Annotated in this window: 16 protein-coding genes; 14 read left to right on the top strand and 2 right to left on the bottom strand. The window is 47.8% G+C overall.

Going from position 1 to position 18681, the window contains the following annotated elements; genetic code table 11:
- Positions 1-327: 327 nt before the first annotated feature.
- From FTO70_RS01920 to FTO70_RS01905, 4 genes are all read left to right on the top strand, one after another.
- Positions 328-663, top strand: coding sequence for a tetratricopeptide repeat protein (locus FTO70_RS01920; RefSeq protein WP_255334002.1), 336 nt, complete (start codon positions 328-330; stop codon positions 661-663).
- A gap of 846 nt (positions 664-1509) precedes the next feature.
- Complete coding sequence (locus FTO70_RS01915; RefSeq protein WP_255334001.1) at positions 1510-2397, top strand: site-specific DNA-methyltransferase; 888 nt, start codon at positions 1510-1512, stop codon at positions 2395-2397.
- A gap of 12 nt (positions 2398-2409) precedes the next feature.
- Entirely contained in the window at positions 2410-4356 is a 1947-nt protein-coding gene (locus tag FTO70_RS01910; protein ID WP_255334000.1) for an AAA family ATPase, read from the top strand.
- Positions 4356-4961, top strand: coding sequence for an HNH endonuclease (locus tag FTO70_RS01905; protein ID WP_255333999.1), 606 nt, complete (start codon positions 4356-4358; stop codon positions 4959-4961). The genes FTO70_RS01910 and FTO70_RS01905 overlap by 1 nt, the downstream gene beginning before the upstream one ends.
- A 219-nt stretch (positions 4962-5180) precedes the next feature.
- On the opposite strand, the gene FTO70_RS01900 is transcribed toward FTO70_RS01905, so the two are convergent.
- Entirely contained in the window at positions 5181-6368 is a 1188-nt protein-coding gene (locus FTO70_RS01900; RefSeq protein ID WP_255333998.1) for a geranylgeranyl reductase family protein, read from the bottom strand.
- Between the two features lie 281 nt (positions 6369-6649).
- Between FTO70_RS01900 and nifH the strand changes: the two genes are divergently transcribed.
- The 10 genes from nifH (at position 6650) to FTO70_RS01850 (ending at position 17471) form a co-directional block, all read left to right on the top strand.
- Positions 6650-7471 carry a nitrogenase iron protein gene (nifH, locus tag FTO70_RS01895; RefSeq protein ID WP_255333997.1) on the top strand — a complete coding sequence of 274 codons (822 nt, stop codon included), beginning with the start codon at positions 6650-6652 and terminating at the stop codon, positions 7469-7471.
- A 26-nt stretch (positions 7472-7497) separates the two neighbouring features.
- Entirely contained in the window at positions 7498-7815 is a 318-nt protein-coding gene (locus FTO70_RS01890; protein WP_255334034.1) for a P-II family nitrogen regulator, read from the top strand.
- A 27-nt stretch (positions 7816-7842) separates the two neighbouring features.
- Positions 7843-8220, top strand: coding sequence for a P-II family nitrogen regulator (locus tag FTO70_RS01885; RefSeq protein ID WP_255333996.1), 378 nt, complete (start codon positions 7843-7845; stop codon positions 8218-8220).
- Between the two features lie 2 nt (positions 8221-8222).
- A complete protein-coding gene (gene nifD / locus FTO70_RS01880; protein WP_255333995.1) occupies positions 8223-9821 on the top strand; it encodes a nitrogenase molybdenum-iron protein alpha chain in 1599 nt (532 codons plus the stop codon).
- A gap of 13 nt (positions 9822-9834) precedes the next feature.
- The gene (gene nifK / locus FTO70_RS01875) at positions 9835-11205 is read left to right on the top strand and encodes a nitrogenase molybdenum-iron protein subunit beta (protein WP_255333994.1); all 1371 of its coding nucleotides are present in this window, start codon (positions 9835-9837) and stop codon (positions 11203-11205) included.
- 142 nt (positions 11206-11347) lie between these two features.
- Complete coding sequence (nifE, locus tag FTO70_RS01870) at positions 11348-12871, top strand: nitrogenase iron-molybdenum cofactor biosynthesis protein NifE (RefSeq protein WP_255333993.1); 1524 nt, start codon at positions 11348-11350, stop codon at positions 12869-12871.
- Positions 12872-12883: 12 nt separating this feature from the next.
- The gene (locus FTO70_RS01865) at positions 12884-14470 is read left to right on the top strand and encodes a nitrogenase component 1 (RefSeq protein WP_255333992.1); all 1587 of its coding nucleotides are present in this window, start codon (positions 12884-12886) and stop codon (positions 14468-14470) included.
- 168 nt (positions 14471-14638) lie between these two features.
- On the top strand, positions 14639-15454 hold the full coding sequence (gene modA, locus FTO70_RS01860; protein WP_255333991.1) for a molybdate ABC transporter substrate-binding protein: 816 nt from the start codon (positions 14639-14641) through the stop codon (positions 15452-15454).
- A 188-nt stretch (positions 15455-15642) separates the two neighbouring features.
- Positions 15643-16308, top strand: a complete 666-nt coding sequence (modB, locus tag FTO70_RS01855; RefSeq protein WP_255333990.1) for a molybdate ABC transporter permease subunit — start codon at positions 15643-15645, stop codon at positions 16306-16308.
- A gap of 32 nt (positions 16309-16340) precedes the next feature.
- Positions 16341-17471: an ABC transporter ATP-binding protein gene (locus FTO70_RS01850; protein WP_255333989.1), complete on the top strand. Its 1131-nt coding sequence runs from the start codon at positions 16341-16343 to the stop codon at positions 17469-17471.
- Between the two features lie 308 nt (positions 17472-17779).
- Here FTO70_RS01850 and FTO70_RS01845 read toward each other — a convergent pair whose 3' ends face one another.
- Positions 17780-18661, bottom strand: a complete 882-nt coding sequence (locus FTO70_RS01845) for a class I SAM-dependent methyltransferase (protein WP_255333988.1) — start codon at positions 18659-18661, stop codon at positions 17780-17782.
- Positions 18662-18681 lie beyond the last annotated feature (20 nt).

Below are 18681 nucleotides of genomic sequence, written 5' to 3'. Positions count from 1 at the left end.
AGGACATTGGAATAACCAAAAAAGTCAACCTGATGACTGAAGAGAAGAATTCTGAAAAATATAAGAGTCCGATTTTGAACCTGTGCACTGGCGCCTGGATTCGAAAAGAAGACAAAGATATTTGGTGAAAAGCTGCCTTCAAGGAGATTGGCATCTAAAATCAAAAGTTCAGGGCCTTAATTCTCATTTTCAGGGAGTTACTTCTGGAAAAGGCCGGCCACTTTTCAGCCGTTGAGAGCCGTGGGACCTGAAACTCAAAATAAAAAAGGGAAATCGGCACTACCTATTTCTACCGATAAAACCTATGTTTAATTGGGAGGGATGCCGTTGGGATTTCTGGATAAACTGCTCAAGAAGAAAATCGAAGGCAAAACCACCGAGGAATGGTACCAGCTTGCCGTCAGCGAAACCGACCCCGAGAAGAAGATAGAATATTTTGACAAGGTTATAGAGCTGAAACCGGACTTTGCAGGAGCGTGGAACCTGAGGGGGCTCGAATACGCGGTCCTGATGCGGTATGAAGATGCCATTGCCTCTTTTGATAAAGCCCTTGAAATCAGGCCGAATTACCCGGAAGCGAAGTACAACAAAGAAGATGCCGAAACCGAATTGAGGAGGGCCGGAAAGGCAATGGAAAAGGAAACAGAAGAGAATGAAACTTGAATGTGCGTTAAAGCTCATGTAAAAAGCTTAATTGAATCTGTTTTGCTTTCTGGAAAGAAAATATCTTCAAGTTTTTCAAGGCATTGGACTCTTGGATTTATTTTTAAATTTTCATTGTCTTTGACTCTTTTCTTCAATTTCAGGGACTTCAGAGAAAAGGCCATTTGCTGAGCAAAATGGACTGCTTTGGGGAACAGGGAAGTCAAGTGGAACCATAGAAGCATTATTGAGCATGTACAAATAAAGGAACACTGAGGATTATGTAAAAAATAGATTCAATGCAAGATATCAAATGCTGTAAAAATTGTATCCTCTTCAAATTCAAGGGAGAAATTTCCAACAAGAAAATTATGCAACAATTTTATTACACTGATAGGAAGTGAAATCGGTCACATGAACCTGTTTTTATAACTGCTTTAAATTTATCGATTTTCAATACATATGTGAAATTTACTTTTTTCCCTGCAATTTGAAGAGGATACTAAAAATCAGACAAAATTCGATTTACTACCCAATAAGATTAGTTATAACCACAAATTTAAATGGTACAACCAAATATAGGAAGTTGCATTGGGAAGTAAAAAGAATAAAAACTTGACTAAAGTTTAACTTATCAAAAAACCGGGAACATTGGTAAAGACGTCTATCCCAACTACTTGGTCTCCAAATGTAGATAGTATAAAGTTTGAGACATGCTTGAATAGGACGATGAAAGTAAGTGTATCAAATTTAAGAGAGTACTCAATAAATAGCAGTTATGTTTCATACTTTCACCAATTCCCTCACGGAAATAAATAATAGATATAAAATAATTTATTAAGCAAAGGAATAATGCGGTGATCTATGATGCATGAAAAAACAGATGGTGGCGAAAATAAATCAATATTCTATAAAAGAAATATTGACCATTGGCACGGAGCATCGAAACAAGGCATACCGTGGGAAATTTACAGAGGAAATGCAACAAAAGTTTTAGAGAAATTATCTCAAGACAATCACCACAAATTTAATTGTGTTATAACATCTCCGCCATACTATTGGTTGAGGGACTATGGTGTAGAGGGACAAATTGGTCATGAAGAAACCATAGATGGTTATGTAAATGCAATAGTAACAGTTATGGATGGGCTTTGGGATATTATGACTGATGATGGAGTGCTGTTTCTTAATATAGGAGACACCTATTATTCGGGGAAAGGAAAATCCCATGGAACAGACCCTAAAAGCGGAGCAAGAAGATTCGGCTTGAGAGCAGTTGATGCAAGCGGATTAGGGGTGCCCCGAAAAACAACCATAGGCATACCTTGGCGTGTGGCATTAGAAATGATTTCCAGGGGTTGGGTTCTTCGCAGTCCAATAATTTGGGTTAAAGAAAAATGCTTACCTGAATCCGTAAAGGACAGACCTCGACGAAAATATGAGACTATATTCATGTTCGTAAAAGATAGACATTATTATTTTAATAGAGCTGCTATAAAAGGCGAAGAGGATGTTTGGCACATTCCGGACAAACCAAACCCTATTTCGCGAGGGAAACACACTGCTGCATTCCCCGATAAATTAGTAAAGAGATGTTTAGATATAGGTTGTCCAGAAAATGGCTTAGTTTTAGACCCATTTGCAGGATCAGGAACCACCATAAGAATAGCTGTAGAATCTGGCAGACCTGCGACAGGTATTGATCTAAGCAATGAATATTGTGAATTCATGGTCGAATGTTTAAAGGAATTATAAGGGGGCACCGGGTTGTATTTTTGTAAGAGTGAAATAACAAATGCTTTGGAGCACTTGAAAGATATTCATCCATTTTTTTTGATCACTTTTCTCGCCTACAAGGAAATCGATTTGCCTATTGAAAATTTGAAAGATACACATGGGATAGAAAGAACCTTTCTAGAAAAATATTACCGCCCCACTGAAGAGTACGATGGTTATTTTAGACCCGGTCGTACATCTGATAAATCAAAAATGTGGGTTTCAGCGAAGTATCCAGATGCGGGGTTGCAGAGTGTAAGAACTAGAAATAGAATTATTATAGATGCCCTAAAACATGATACAGGCGGAGGATATGGATGGAACAAAGACTATGTAATCAAACTGAAACCTCTTCTAAAAGATGATATTCGTTTACCTGTATATTATATGGCTGTATGGATTTATAGAAAAAAAGATTGGCCTGATTCAACAACCACTCAAGATGTGATTAAAGAATTTAAAACTCAATTCAACATAACGAAAGAAGAAGAGGAAATTCTGTTTGAAATGTCCATACCAGATGAGTTGGACAAAAATAACCTTTTTTGCAGTGAGCCGTTGGATTGGACTGAATTAAAGAAGATTATAGGAAATTACCCCCGAGCACCACTAGAGGAAGGTGGTTTCTTGAAGTCGCTTTCACTTACTGGTGTCGGCCCCACGCATCACCTTGAATTTGAACCCGGAGAACGCTTAAATATCATCGCTGGTGACAATGGATTGGGAAAAACATTTTTGCTTGATTGTGCATGGTGGGCCTTAAGTGGGAATTGGGCAAATAAACCTATTCACCCCCAATTGGGTGCCCGCTGGTCTAACGCAAGCATTCAATTCGATATTGGTTCATCAGATATATCTGAAAAAATTAAATCAGAATATGATTGGGAAAGAGCACGTTGGATTACTGACGTAAAAAGAAGAATCTTGCCTGGACTTTTGATATACGCTAGGATAGACAATTCTTTTGCAATTTGTGACCCTGCAAAAATCACCCTATATGAAAGCATTTGGCAATCCGGTGCGCAGCTGTCCTTAGATAAATATGCAATATCTGTAGATCCAATGGATTTTCCGCAGGGACACTTAAAATTAAGCGAAAAAGAAGTTTGGAATGGAAAACAATATCAAAAACCATATGGGATCGAGGGAGTTCTTTGTAATGGGTTAATCCGAGATTGGATGACTTGGAGTGCAAACAAAGAAAGCGAAGCTTTTGATCTTTTAAAATCTGCATTAAAAAGTCTTTCTCCAACTGGTTCCAAACCCATGACACCCGGAAAACCTATTCGGCTACCAACTGATGCGAGAGAGATCCCAACCATAAAACACCCATACGGTGACGTCCCGATAGTAGATGTCTCTGCAGGAGTACGTCGAATTCTGTCACTGGCATATCTTATCACCTGGGCTTGGATAGAGCATAAAACCACATCGCATCAAATAAAAAAGAAACCTCAGAAAAAAATGATTCTTTTGATAGATGAGATGGAATCTCACTTACATCCTCAATGGCAAAGAACCATAATTCCTGCTTTAATAGACGTAGTTAAAATATTATCCCCCGATTTAGAAGTTCAATTTATGATAGCTACTCATTCACCACTTGTCATGGCATCATCAGAACCGTTTTTTGATAGAGATGTTGATAAACTATTTCACCTAGATTTGCTGGGCGACGAAGTTGAATTGAAAGAAATTTCATTTATAAGATATGGAAAAATTGATAATTGGTTGCAGTCCGAAATTTTTGGGTTGAGGCATGCTCGCTCGCAAGAAGCAGATGAAGCAATAGAAAAAGCAAAAAAAATACAACTTAACCCGAACCCAGAAACGAAAGACGTTAAGATAATCAATGACGAACTACAAAAATACTTATCTGGCACAGACGAATTTTGGCCACGCTGGAAATATTTTGCAGAGAAGTATGGTGTGAAGTAATGATTCCTGTTCAACCACAACTCGAACCTTCAAATTTCAATATTGAAGTCCGAACACCAGGAATGCAGTTTTTAAATCGTGTTCGCGATCCGACAAACAAACAGTGGAAAAATAATAATTATTGGACACGGTGCTCCCAAAATCTTTATAGTGCATATGAAGGAATATGTGCATATACGGGGATATGGGTTTCAAAATCAAGTGCCACAGTAGACCATTTTATCCCAAAATCCAATAACCCACACTTGGCTTACGAGTGGAGCAACTACAGATTATCCTGCGATAAAGCAAACAATAACAAGTCTAATGAAAACATACTCGATCCTTTTCAAATTCATTATAATTGGTTTTTACTTGATTTTCCGTCACTTCTTGTGCGTCCAAATCAAAATATATTAAGAAGTGATCATGATAATGTTGAAAGAACTATTGACACCCTTAGATTAAACAGTGAGTGCTTTATAGAAGATCGAATGCATTGGTTAAAGGAATATATCCACAATTCAGATTTTGATTTTTTGAAACGACATGCGCCATTTGTTGCATACGAATTGCAAAGACAAGGATTAGAAACTCAGATAGTTCAGATGATGCCGTTTACATAATCCAAATTAATGCGTCTTCGGTTAAGTGAGGAAGCGTGACAAATCGCCTCCATTTTCACAACATTTCCCGAAATTTATAAAGTGTTGCGGGCTGGAACAGGGTATCGATTTCATGTAAAGAGGCCAAAATTTAAGGCAGGCTTCTGGTGCAAAATCGATAGCTTTCAGGCAAGAAAATTCCTTAACCGATGACCAATGGATTCGTTTATTCCGAGTCACTTATTTCTTTCTGCTCAAGGCCTGGAGCCCCATTTTTACAGCCCCGGGCATTTTCCCGCACTGCATGGCTTTCATCTGTTCGGGGGAGATGAACTTGAAAGCCGCATTCATCAAGGTGTCGGACTTCATTATCCCGTCCATAAGCTGCCTCGCCTGGACCGAAGTTTCAAGGGCGGTTCCGAACTGGGCCCTCCAGCGGCGGTCATATTCCTCAAGCCGGCACTTCCCGGCCGCAAATTCGGCTGCAGTTTCCCCGGCTATTTTTCCGGCGATCATTGCAGGGGGGATTCCACCCCCGTTTGTTGCGATTATGTGCCCGGCTGCGTCGCCCACGATAAGGGAGTCTTCGGTTGCGGTGCTTTCGGGGGCTCCGTTTACGGGAATAATGCCTGCGATAACGTTCATTATGATGGCGTTTTTAAGCTTCGGAGCTGCCAGAGGATGGTTCCGCATGAAGCGGTGCAGGTACTCTTTTGCAGAGACCCCTTTTTCGGCCATCCCGGACCGGATTCCGATTCCAACGTTGGCCCGGTCCTCGCCTTCGGGGAAAATCCAGGCGTAGCCCCCCGGGACGTAGTCTTTTCCGAAGTACATCTCAAGGGCATCGGGGTCAATGTCAACGTTCCTGACCTGGTACTCAATGGCAACGGAAGTCTCTTTTGACTCCGGCTTCCAGGCAAGGCCCTTTGATTTTGCGACAAGGGAATTAGGGCCGTCTGCTCCTATAATCGCTTTTGCTTTGACCGTGTGTTTCCCGAAGATCCCCGAAGTTTCAATGGTTGTGCCTTCCACCTTCGTTGCGCGGGTCTTTACCATAAGTTCTGCCCCCGCCCGGGCAGCCTGCTCAACCAGAAACTGATCATAGCGGCGGCGGTCGAGGACTGTGCCCCTGACAGCGAACTCTTTTACACTGCCGTTAGGGGGGATGATGCACTGGGTTTTGATTTGCCGGAGCACGCAGGAGTCGGGATAGTTTTTCAGGGTTTCCGGAAGGTCGGCCTTCGGGAGAAGGGCCTGGACTTCGGAGGCATCAGGGAGAAAACCGGCACACTGAATAGGGCTTCCGATTTCCCTTTTTTTATCGAGAAGAAGGACCGAGGCGCCGCTCCTTGCGGCGTACATGGCAGCGGTGGAGCCAGCAGGGCCTGCACCGACAACGATGATGTCATAAGAGGCTTCGGGGATCATGCAAGGGTCTTCCGGTCAGTTATTTTGGGCTCTGAAGTTTACTGTTGAATTGTTTATTAACCCTTTCCCAAAAGCCGGAGTAACAGGCAACTAAGGGGGGAACCGGGGGAGGGGAAGAAGGGGGAGAAGAAGGGGGAGAAGAAGGGGGAGAAGGAGATCAAGGAGGCGAATCAATAAAGAGATATTTCGAATTAGTGGTAAGTTATATATAATATAGGATAATACAACGGTTACCGGTTTCCGGTTGCCGAGTAAAAGAGATTAAAGGAGTTTGAAAAAATATGAGACAGATAGCAATCTACGGAAAGGGCGGTATTGGAAAATCCACTACCACGCAAAACCTGACTGCGGCCCTTGCGACCATGGGAAACAAAATTCTTCTTGTAGGGTGCGACCCGAAAGCAGACTCTACCAGAATGCTGCTTGGTGGCCTGAATCAGAAGACCGTGCTTGACACCCTCAGGAGTGAAGGGGACGAAGGAGTCAACCTTGACATCGTTGTACAGCCAGGCTTTGGGAACATCAAATGCGTGGAGTCCGGAGGGCCCGAACCCGGAGTGGGATGTGCAGGCAGAGGGATTATCACTTCCATAGGGCTGCTTGAAAACCTGGGAGCATACACCGAAGATCTTGACTATGTGTTCTACGACGTGCTTGGAGACGTCGTTTGCGGAGGTTTTGCCATGCCTATCCGCGAAGGGAAAGCCAAGGAGATCTACATCGTGGCCAGCGGAGAACTGATGGCCATCTACGCAGCAAACAACATCTGCAAAGGGCTTGCCAAGTTTGCTAAAGGAGGAGCCCGTCTTGGCGGCATCATCTGCAACAGCAGGAATGTGGATGGGGAGCGTGAACTCCTTGAGGCGTTTGCAAAGAAACTGGGAAGCCAGTTAATCCACTTCGTGCCCAGGGACAACATTGTCCAGAGGGCAGAAATCAACAGAAAGACCGTGATTGACTTCGATTCCGAATGCAACCAGGCCAAAGAGTACCTGACCCTTGCCAACAACGTCCAGAACAACACCAACCTCGTTGTCCCGACCCCGCTTCCCATGGAAGAGCTGGAAGCCATGATGGTGGAATTCGGAATTGTCGAGCTGTAAGTTGAGATCCAGAGGAGATGAAAACAATGCAAATGATACGCGCAATCATCCGACCCGGCATTGAGTCAAAGGTTATCGAGAGCCTTGAAAAAGAGGGCTGTATCTCCCTTACAAAAATGGAAGTCTTCGGAAGGGGCAAGCAAAAAGGGATCCACATTGCAGACATCCACTACGACGAACTGCAGAAAACCATGCTCCTGATGGTAGTCGAAGATGAACACAAGGACAAAGTCATCCAGACCATAATGGAAGCTGCAAGGACCGGGAAGTATGGGGACGGAAGGATCTTCGTAAACCCCGTGGAAGAAGCCTACACCATAAGAACCGGAAAAGCCGGGCTTTAAAGCCCGGCTTTTCGGAGGGAAATCCCCATGAAAGAGATTACGGCAATAATCAGGATGAACAGGGTCCAGAAAACCAAGGATGCCCTGCTGGAATGCGGCTTTCCTTCTTTTACCGTAAGAAGGGTCATGGGCCGTGGAAAGCAAAAAGGGTTCTGCTTTGAGTTTAACCCGCCCCTTCCGGACCCGGAAAAGGAAGCAGAAACCTGTATTCGTTTCATTCCAAAACGCATGTTCACCATCGTTGTGGATGACGAAAACGTAAGCGAAGTGGTCCAGAAAATCATAGAGGTTAACCAGACCGGAAATGTTGGAGACGGAAAGATTTTCGTGTCGAACATTACTGAAGCAATCCGCATCAGGACCGGAGAAAGCGGAGAAGCGACCGTTAACAAGGAGTTGGTGTAAGAATGGGAGCCGAGATAGACCCAGGAATTGAAGACAAACAGCAGCTTGTCGATGACATGCTGAAGGCGCTCCCGGAAAAAGCAGCCAGGAACAGAAGAAAACACATAGTTGTCAGGGACTGTTCCGCCGAACAGCACATCGAAGCCGACGATAAGGTAATCCCCGGTATCATCACAAACCGCGGATGCGCCTTTGCAGGTTCGAAAGGTGTGGTCTTCGGGCCGATCAAGGACATGGTCCACCTGGTCCACGGCCCGATCGGCTGTGCATACTTCACCTGGGGCACCAGGAGAAACCTTGCAAAAGCAGAAGAGGGTGAAGATAACTTCAGCAATTACTGCGTATGCACGGACATGAAGGAAACTGACATCGTCTTTGGTGGTGAGAAGAAGCTCAAGAAAGCCATTGATGAGGTTATGAAAATCTTCAAGCCTGAAGCAATCAGCATCTCTGCAACCTGCCCTGTAGGGCTTATCGGAGACGACATCGAGGCCGTTGCCAGGCAAGCTGAAAAAGAGTACGGGATCAAAGTCATCCCCTCCCGCTGCGAAGGATACAGAGGAGTCAGCCAGTCGGCAGGCCACCACATTGCAAGCAATGCCCTAATGGAAAACCTGATCGGAACCGAGGAACTTGAAAACCCAACTCCCTTTGACATCAATGTATTCGGAGAATACAACATAGGAGGAGACTTCTGGGAAGTCAAGCCGATCCTTGAAAAAATCGGGTACAGGATTGTTTCCACTTTCACCGGAGACGGTTCATTCCATAAACTTGCACAGGCCCACAGAGCAAAGCTCAGCATCCTGCTCTGCCACCGTTCCATCAACTATACCAACCGTATGATGGAAGAAAAATACGGGATCCCGTGGTTGAAGGTCAACTACATAGGCACGAAAGCTACTGCAAAATCCCTCAGGAAAATGGCAGAGTTTTTTGACGACCCGGAAATTACCAGGAAAACCGAGGAACTCATTGCCGAAGAAACGGCAAAGTACAGGGATGAAATCGAGAGGTACAGGAAAAAACTCCAGGGAAAGACCGCCTTCATCTATTCCGGAGGCTCCAGGAGTCACCACTATGCGAACCTCTTCGAAGAGCTTGGCATGAAAGTAGTTGTTGCAGGCTACCAGTTCGCCCACAGGGACGACTACGAAGGCAGGCAGATCATACCCCAGATCAAAGAAAATGCGCTTGGATCAATTCTTGAGGATGTGCACTATGAAAGGGACGAAAGCATCAAGCCCGCAGTAAGCCCGGAACGGATCGAAGAGCTGAAAAAGAAAATAGGGCTCATGGACTATGAGGGGCTTTTCCCTGAAATGAAGGACGGAACCTTTGTTGTTGACGACCTTAACCACCACGAAACCGAAGCCCTTGTAAAAGCCCTTAAACCCGACATCTTCTGTTCGGGAATCAAGGACAAGTACTGGGCCCAGAAAATGGGAATCCCCTCAAGGCAGATTCACTCCTATGACTACAGCGGAAGGTACACCGGCTTTTCCGGGGTTTTGAACTTCGCGTATGACATCGATATGGCGCTTCACAGCCCCACATGGAGGTTCATCCGCCCGCCATGGAAAGGAGAAGGAGCAGAGTAAGGAGGGACGAAAAATGTTAGATTACACTCCATGTGAAGAAATAACCAGAGAAGCAGTAACCATCAACCCTGCAAAAATCTGCCAGCCAATAGGCGCAGTCTATGCAGCCCTCGGTGTCCACAACTGTATGCCACACAGCCACGGCTCACAGGGCTGCCTTTCATACCTGCGTATGTGCCTTAGCAGGCACTACCGCGAAAACCCCGTTGGGACGACCAGCAGTTTCTCGGAAGGAACCGCTGTCTTCGGAGGAGCAGCAAACCTCAAAGAAGCCCTCGGAAACCTGACTGCAATCTACAAACCCGAAGTAATTGCCATCCACACCACCTGTGTGGCAGAAACCATAGGCGACGACGTAGGGGTAATCGTAGAAGATGTAAGGGCCGAAGAACTCATAGACCCATCAATCAAGATCTGTGCAGCATCCACCCCGAGTTACGTGGGCACCCACATCACCGGCTATGACAATATGGTAAAGTCCTTCGTGACCACCTTTGCCAGTAAAAGCAAGCCGAACGGGAAACTCAACATCATCCCCGGATTTGTGGAACCTGCGGACATCAGGGAGATCAAGCGCTTACTCTCGATAATGGGAATCACCAGCATTGTCTTTCCGGACACCACCGATGTCTTTGACGCCCCTCTCACAGGAGAGGCGGGCATGTACCCGAAAGGCGGGACCCCGATAGGGGACATCGAAGATTCCGCAAACTCCCTCGGGACCATCGCCCTCTGCAGGATGGCAGGAGGAGCTGCTGCAAAGATCCTGGAAAGCCGCTACAAAGTCCCGGCAAAAATAGGGCCCACCCCCATAGGAATCCAAAACACCGACCGTTTCATCATGAACGCGGCAAAACTTTCCAACGTGGCGATTCCCCCCGAACTTGAAGACGAAAGGGGAAGACTTGTAGACATGATGACTGACGCCCACCCCCACTACCACGGAAAGAAGGTAGCCATTTACGGGGACCCGGACATTATTGCAGGCCTCACGAGCCTGGTGCTGGAAATGGGCATGGAACCGAGCGTGGTGCTCACCGGCACTCAGAACTCGGAATTTGAAAAAGAAGTAGAAGAACTCATAGGTTCCGAATACCCGGACGCCGATGTAATTTCGGGCGGGGACCTCTTCATGCTCCACCAGATCATCAAGCGAAAGCCCGTGGACCTCCTCATCGGCAACACATACGGGAAATTCATATCCAGGGCAGAGGACGTGCCCCTTGTCAGGGTAGGCTTCCCTATCATGGACCGGGCAAACCTGCACTACTTCCCGGTCATGGGGTACGCCGGAGCTGCACGACTGGTGGAGCGCATAGGAAACACCCTGCTTGACAGGAAAGACAGAGATGCACCTGACTGGCTGCTTGAAACCATCCAGTAAGGGGCCCGACTTCAATATACTAATTTCAAATTAAGTTCCAGAAGAGAACTGAGAATTCCAGAAGAGAACTGGGAAAAATCAGAAGAACTGGAGAAACAGCCGCTGCAAATCTGAAAAGCAGAAGCAGAGGGGAGTGAAAGAGATGAAAGGAAAAACCGGGATAGTGGATACTCTCGAAGAAAGGCAACCGTACATCACCAGAAAGCAGGAAAAAGGGGATATAATTCCCCTTGCCTGCGACAATACCTCCCTTGCAGGAGCCATCAGCCAGCGGGCATGTGTATATTCGGGAGCAAGGGTTGTCTTAAACCCCGTAACCGACGCAGTCCACCTGGTCCACGGCCCTATAGGCTGTGCAGGCTATACCTGGGACATAAGAGGGGCAAAGTCCAGCGGGGTCGAAACGAACCGCAGCAGTTTCAGTACGGACATGAAGGAGATCGATGTTGTCTTCGGAGGAGAGAAAAAACTTTCAAATGCGATCGATGAGCTGGTAGGTATCTACCACCCCCCGCTCGTTTTCGTGTATTCCACATGCATTGTAGGAATCATCGGAGACGACCTGGAATCGGTCTGCAAGACAGCAAGTAAGAAGCACAATATCCCGGTAATCCCTGTAAAATCCGAAGGCTTCAAAGGTAACAAGTCTGACGGATACAAGGCTGCCTGCGATGCCTTAAAGCAGCTTATAGTAAGACCGGAAGTAAAGAAGCCAAAGGAAGGCCCTGAAGTCAAAAAGCCAAAGATCAACATCCTTGGAGACTTCAATGTGGCCGGGGACGTCTGGCTCGTAAAACCCCTCTTTGAACAGATGGGAATCGAAGTCATAGTCTCCATGACCGGAGATTCGACTGCCGAATCCATTTCAAGGGCAGCGGAAGCCGACCTCAACCTAGTCCAGTGCAGCGGGTCAATGACCTACCTTGCAAAATGGATGCAGCAAGAGTACGGGATTCCATACTTAACCGTGAGTTTCTTCGGAACCGAAGATATCTCCATTGCTCTTCGGAAGACTGCGGAATACTTTGACTCCGAAGAGATGAAAAAGATAGCAGAAGAAATCCTGGAGACCGAAAAGAACCGGATAATGCCTGAAATTTCCCGGGTCAGAGAGAGTGTCAAAGGGAAAAAGGCCGCCATCTACATGGGAGGCCCTGCAAAAGCCCTCACGCTTATCAAAGGTTTTGCGGAACTCGGCATGGAAGTGGTCATCATCGGGACCCAGACCGGGAAAAAGGAAGACTACGAGCAGATCAGTTATTCGGTCCGGGACGGGACGGTCATTGTGGACGATGCAAACCCTCTGGAACTTGCAGACCTGCTCGTGAAACAGAAAGCCGACCTGATGGTTGCAGGCGTAAAGGAGAGGTTTATCGCATACAAGCTGGGAGTTGCCTTCTGCGACTTCAACCACGACAGGGTGATGGAGTTCGAAGGCTTTGACGGCTTTGTAAACTTCGCAAAGGAAGTGGACGCCTCGATCAACAGCCCTGTCTGGAAAGCTGTCAGGCAGAGGAACCTTAAACCCGAAACCTCGGAGTCAGAAAGAGCGGGGGTAAAAGAGAGGGCCTCCGGTGAACCGTGCGCAAAAAAGTATAAAGATGTGGCCGTGGACCCGGAGTTTTTGCAACCGAATCAGGATGTTGCAGTTGAGAGCGAGGTATGAGGAGGCATTGAGATGACTAAAAGAAACTATGCAACCGTGAACCCCTGTGTCATGTGCCAGCCAATGGGAAGTGCCCTTGCATTTAAAGGGATTGAAAATACCATGGTCCTCTACCACGGTTCCCAGGGCTGCAGCACCTACATGCGCCTGCACCTTGCCCACCACTTCAGGGAACCGGTAGACATTGCCTCAAGCTCCCTCAGCGAAAAGGGAGCGGTCTACGGGGGCAGGGAAAACCTGAAGAAAGGTCTGAGAAACGTCATCAACAGGTATTCCCCGAAAGTAATCGGCGTTGCCACCACCTGCCTTGCCGAAACCATCGGAGATGACGTCCCTGCAATAATCAGGGAATTCAAAGAAGAGGAAGGGATCGGAGACGACCCGGAAAAAGACATCATAATCATTCCGGTTTCCACTCCCAGTTACGGAGATAGCCACGTAAGCGGCTACATAAAAGCCCTGGACGCCGTTGTCAGGAAGTTTGCGGAAAAGCCGGAAAGCCAGGAAAGCCCAAAAAAGCCAGAAGGTTCGGAAAAACCGGAAATTCCGGAAGACATCGAGATCATGGATTACATGGAAAACATGGAAATTATGGAGTATACGGAAATCCTGGAAAAAGAAAAGGCAGAGGAAAACGTCGGGGAAGCAAAAAGTCCCGGTATGAAAGAAGCACCTGATGCTGAAGAAGCCGGAAACGGAAAACTCAACCTTATCCCTGTCGAGAGCCTCTCCCCCGCAGACGTGAGGGAACTCAAAGAAATCCTTGCAGAAACTGCAGGGGATCACATCTTCCTGCCCGACATTTCCGAGACCTTTGATGCGCCTTTAAGGGACGAACTCCCAAAAATAGCCTCAGGAGGTACCCCTCTTGCCGAAATTACAGACATGCCGAACAGCAGGGCAAGCCTCGGCCTGGGCGTTGTCAGCACGAACCTGGCTGTGGGATACCTTGAAGCTTCCCACGGGGTTCCCGGACATAATGTCCCCATTCCCATAGGGCTTTCAAACACCGACCGCTTCTTTACGGAACTGGTCCGCATCCTTGGCTGCCCGGTTCCTGAAAAATACCAGAAGGAAAGGGGAAGGCTCCTGGACGCCATGGTAGACGTGCACAAGTACCTCTACGGGGTAAAGGCAGCAGTCTACGGGGACCCTGATACCGTATTCAGCCTTACAAGATTTATGCTGGAACTCGGGATGAATCCCGTGCTCGTAGCTACCGGGAGCAAAAGCCGGGACTTTGGACTCCGCATCCGGGAGGCTTTTGCAGAAATCCGGCCGGACCTGGAGACTATGGTCCTCGATGGGATTGACTTTGACACTTTCAACGACGCGGTCAAGCAGAGCAAGCCGGAAATCCTGATAGGGAACTCAAACGGGAGATACATTGCAAAAGCCTGCGACATTCCCCTGGTGCGGGTGGGCCTCCCTATCCACGACAGGGTGGGAGCCCAGCGCATCCTTACCGTCGGATACAGGGGCGCAATGGAACTGCTCGACAGGATTACCAATGCCATTCTTGAAGCGACGGATACCTTCACCGCACCCGTGCAGCCGGACCCCGTAGCAGATGCAGACCGGGTACCGAAGGTCCTGTAAGTAGGCCAGGTATGAGCAGTTATGTAAAATGAGGTTGACTCTGTATCCATTTCTTGATATTCCTTGGGAAGTGAATCACAAACTATATATGCGTTATTTCCAACTGAACATAACGAAAAAGAAAGGGTACAAAGTTCAGATTTTACAGAAAAATAAGGAAGAAGTACAATGGACGAAACTAAAATAAAAAAACTGATACTTCCAATCATTGCAGCAGTCATCTGCCTCGGAATAGTCGTCTTCCTTGCTGCTTCCCCGGAAACTGAAGAAGAGCAGCCGACCATCATCACGGTTTCGGCTGCTGCAAGCCTGACTGAGGCGTTTACGGATATAGCGGAGGAGTTTGAAGCCGCAAAACCGGGCACCGATGTCGAACTGAACTTTGCGGGTTCCGGGACCCTCAGGATGCAGATCGAAGGCGGGGCTCCAATCGATGTATTTGCCTCGGCATCCGAAAGCCACATGGACATCCTTTCGGAAAAAGGGTTGATTGAAGAACGTTCGAGAAAGGACTTCACATCCAACACCCTGGTGATGGTAGTGCCGGAGGATTCCATAGAATCCGGAACTTACCCTGCGTCCCTTGAAGACCTCACCGAAGGTAGCGTTGAGAAAATCGCAATAGGAAACCCGGAGACTGCCCCTGTAGGAAAATATACGGAACAGGCTCTTGAGGAAACCGGACTCCGGGACGAAATCGAAGGAAAAGTCATTCTTGCAGAAAATGTAAAGCAGGTACTTACCTACGTGGAAACGGGAGAAGTTGAAGCAGGCTTTGTATACCGTACCGATGCCGAAAGCGGACAGAAAGACCTCTACAAAATAACTTATACGGTTCCGGTAAACGCCTCGATTTCCTACCCGATAGCAGTCCTCAGCGAGTCGGGAAATAAAGAGACAGCACAGGAATTCGTTGACTTCGTAACCGGACAGCAGGGACAGGAAATCCTGGAAGGATACGGCTTTGGAATAACGAAGATTTAAACCACAAAAAGCAAGGAAGCACAGGGAAAAAAGAACGATAGGGTTACGCCATTTACGGTTGCCCTGGCGTTTTTAGTCCGCTTGAGCGAGCAAAGCGAGCGAAACGGACCCCGTGCTGTTGCACTTACAGTGCAACTCCCAGAAAATCTCCGATTTTCTGTGATCCCAAAGAGGAACTAGGGATATCTATGGAAACGCTTCAAACGGTCATGACTCCTCTCCTGCTTACTCTCAGGATTGCCCTGGTTACGACCTTTTTTGTAGCAGTGCTGGGAGTGTGCATCTCTTACCTGCTGGCAAAGCGGGATTTTGCCGGAAAATGGCTGGCTGATGCGTTTGTAACCCTTCCCATGGTCCTGCCCCCAACTGTCACGGGGTATCTTCTGGTAATCCTTCTGGGGAAAAACGGAGCAATAGGCAGCAAACTTTTATTGCTCGGCTGGAACGGGATCCTTTTTACCTGGCAGGCGGCGGCAATTGCGGCTTTTGTGGTGTCCCTGCCCCTGATGGTAAAGACTGCAACTTCAGCTATAGGAGCCGTGGACCGGAGTGTGGAGGAAGCTTCCAGCATCCTGGGGAGAAGCGAACTCGAAACCGCGCTCTTCATAACCCTGCCCCTTGCAAAAAAAGGGATTCTTGCGGGCTGTGTCCTGAGTTTTGCAAGAGCCGTGGGAGAATTCGGGGCAACCCTGATGGTTGCCGGAAACATTCCCGGGAAAACAAGCACTATGTCGCTTTCCATTTATAACGCATACCAGACGGGAAACAGCGAACTTGCCAATCTGCTGGTGCTCGTCCTGGTTGCCATATCCCTTATAACGATTGCAGCCACCAACAAACTGGGAGAACGATGAAAAAAAGGTGAGACTAAAAGGTGAGGGCCTGAATGACTATTGAAGTTGACATTGAAAAGGAATTCTACGGAAGGAAACACAGGAAAAAGAAGGGGGAAAAACCCAGCTTTTCAATGCACTGCAGCTTTGATGCCGGTTCCGATTTTGCGGTCCTGTTCGGCTGCTCCGGTTCGGGAAAAACCACTGCTCTGCGCTGCATTGCAGGGCTTGAGACCCCGGACGCAGGGATTATCAGGATAAACGGGGCAGTGTACTTCGACAGCAGGAAGAGAGTAAACCTGCCTCCCCAGAAGCGGAAAATCGGGTACATGTTCCAGGAAAACGCTCTCTTCCCGCACATGAATGTGCGCCAGAACATCGAGTTCGGGCTTAAAGGCAGGAGCCCTGCGGAAAAAGCGGAGAGGGTGAATGAGATGCTGGGCCTTGTGGGAATCGAGGAACTTGAGTTTGCATACCCGGACGAACTCTCCGGCGGGCAAAAGCAGAAAGTGGCACTTGCAAGAGCCCTTGCCCCCAATCCGGAAGTCCTGCTCCTGGACGAGCCTTTTTCAGCCCTGGACACCGTAGTCCGCCTGAAACTCAGAAAAGAATTGAGAGATATCCAGAAAAGGCTCAAGATTCCTGTAATCTTCATTACCCACGACCCTGTAGAAGCCTTTACTATGGCAGACCGGATGGCAGTCTTTGAAGACGGCAGGGTGCAGCAGATAGGCTCCCCCGAAGACATATTCTACCACCCGAAAACCCGCTATGCGGCCGAACTTGTGGGGTTCTCAAACCTCTTTGATAATGCCGTGGTAGAAGGACACGGAAACGGAGCCGAGTGCACATTCCTGTGGTCCCTCGGAACGGAAATTACCGCCCCCTATATAGAACGAAAAGCAGGAGACAGGGTCAGCTGGGGCATCAGGCCTGAGAACGTCGAGCTTGTGGACAGGAAAAACATGCACGTCATCCGCCAGGAAGACAGGAAAAACCTCTTCGACGGCATAATAATGAACGTGGTGAACAAAGGCACCAGCCGGATCATGTCCCTCATACTCAAAGACAGCGAGGACATCCTGAAAGTAGAGGTCGCAAACCACGTCTTTGACTCATTAAAAATTGGGACCGGAGACGAATGCATGGTCAGGCTCAGAGCATCGGATATGATCGTCTTTTAATGGACTTAAAAATTTAAGGGACTTAACAAGTCCTTTTTTTAATCCGGGGCAGGAAAATGCCCCGGTTAATACTTCGGGCAGGATTTCGGCTCTTCGCTATAGGGAAATGCTGCCTCCTATTTGCCCGGGAACTACTTTCATCAACCCCTTAACCGTTTTTTAGCCCCTGTGTAAGAGAAACACACCGCCAGCTTGCCTGGCGGCGCCTCTCCCCTCCCATAAAAAAAATAAAAAAGATCTTTGAAAAAGACCGTCTGCTTCGCAGCCGGGAAGAGCGCCGGCACCTGCTTAAGCCTTGTCTTCCCGCTTCAGCTTCTTTTTACTGCTCTTAAAACCACTGCACCTGCCCTGCTTTCCGCCTCTACGTCAAAACCCGCGTTTTCAAAGAGCTCTTTCCAGGCGGCCTCCGAAAGCTGAGGCCCGTGGTGGTGATGCTGCTCCATGGGCTCGACAGCAGTCAGCTGCCCTCCAGTTTTCAGCACCCTCCTGATCTCAAACAGGGCAAACTTAATGTCTTCAAGGTGGTGGAGCATGAAGAAGCAGGTAGCCGAATCCATCGAACCGGCACCAAAAGGAAGGGCGTAAGCGCTTCCTGTCCTGAACTCCACATTCGGGACACCCAGAACTTCTGCATTCATCTGCGCCTGGCCGGTCAGGGAGTCGTGGAGGTCGATCCCGTAGACCGTTGAGTCGGGGTTTTGCTTTGCAAGCTCCATCGTGAGGCTTCCGAAACCGCAGCCAATGTCAAGGATGATGTCCCCTTTGACCCCGGGAAGGACTGAAGGGAGCACCTGCGCCCTCACGCGCCCCATCCGGTCTTCAGGAAACAGTGCCTTTTCAGCTTTTTCCGCATCAATTGCCGTAAAGGGCAGGACAGCATAGATTTTTGAACCGTTTACAGCCATGAGCCCGCGCACATAAGCACTTCCGGCCTCTGCTACCACCAGTTCAACGACTGAGACCCCGAGGTCCCCGGAAAAGCGCAGGTTCCATTCTTTCCTTTTTTCAGGGTACTGGATATTGAGAGGGGTGTGGACAACCAGATAAGTGGAATAGCCGGGATTGAAATATGCGGATACTGACTCCGGTTCTTTTAAGCGGATCTCGCTTATGCTGTCCCGGAAAAGGGCCAGGATCTGCAGGGACGTTTCATCAGCTTCGTTTCTTACGCTGCCAATTTCTTCGAACATACTTCTGAATTTGAGTTCAG

It is taken from the genome of Methanosarcina sp. KYL-1 (assembly GCF_024372725.1).
In the GTDB taxonomy this organism is placed as follows: Archaea; Halobacteriota; Methanosarcinia; order Methanosarcinales; family Methanosarcinaceae; genus Methanosarcina.
Note: the sequence above shows the minus strand (reverse complement) of the source record. Positions and strands in the feature narration are given on the sequence as shown.

Coding starts and splice junctions, on each gene's coding strand:
- FTO70_RS01915 (WP_255334001.1), top strand. CDS start 1,510: ATGCATGAAAAAACAGATGGTGGCGAAAATAAATCAATATTCTATAAA.
- FTO70_RS01905 (WP_255333999.1), top strand. CDS start 4,356: ATGATTCCTGTTCAACCACAACTCGAACCTTCAAATTTCAATATTGAA.
- FTO70_RS01900 (WP_255333998.1), bottom strand. CDS start 6,368: ATGATCCCCGAAGCCTCTTATGACATCATCGTTGTCGGTGCAGGCCCT.
- nifH (WP_255333997.1), top strand. CDS start 6,650: ATGAGACAGATAGCAATCTACGGAAAGGGCGGTATTGGAAAATCCACT.
- FTO70_RS01890 (WP_255334034.1), top strand. CDS start 7,498: ATGCAAATGATACGCGCAATCATCCGACCCGGCATTGAGTCAAAGGTT.
- FTO70_RS01885 (WP_255333996.1), top strand. CDS start 7,843: ATGAAAGAGATTACGGCAATAATCAGGATGAACAGGGTCCAGAAAACC.
- nifD (WP_255333995.1), top strand. CDS start 8,223: ATGGGAGCCGAGATAGACCCAGGAATTGAAGACAAACAGCAGCTTGTC.
- nifK (WP_255333994.1), top strand. CDS start 9,835: ATGTTAGATTACACTCCATGTGAAGAAATAACCAGAGAAGCAGTAACC.
- nifE (WP_255333993.1), top strand. CDS start 11,348: ATGAAAGGAAAAACCGGGATAGTGGATACTCTCGAAGAAAGGCAACCG.
- FTO70_RS01865 (WP_255333992.1), top strand. CDS start 12,884: ATGACTAAAAGAAACTATGCAACCGTGAACCCCTGTGTCATGTGCCAG.
- modA (WP_255333991.1), top strand. CDS start 14,639: ATGGACGAAACTAAAATAAAAAAACTGATACTTCCAATCATTGCAGCA.
- modB (WP_255333990.1), top strand. CDS start 15,643: ATGGAAACGCTTCAAACGGTCATGACTCCTCTCCTGCTTACTCTCAGG.
- FTO70_RS01850 (WP_255333989.1), top strand. CDS start 16,341: ATGACTATTGAAGTTGACATTGAAAAGGAATTCTACGGAAGGAAACAC.
- FTO70_RS01845 (WP_255333988.1), bottom strand. CDS start 18,661: ATGTTCGAAGAAATTGGCAGCGTAAGAAACGAAGCTGATGAAACGTCC.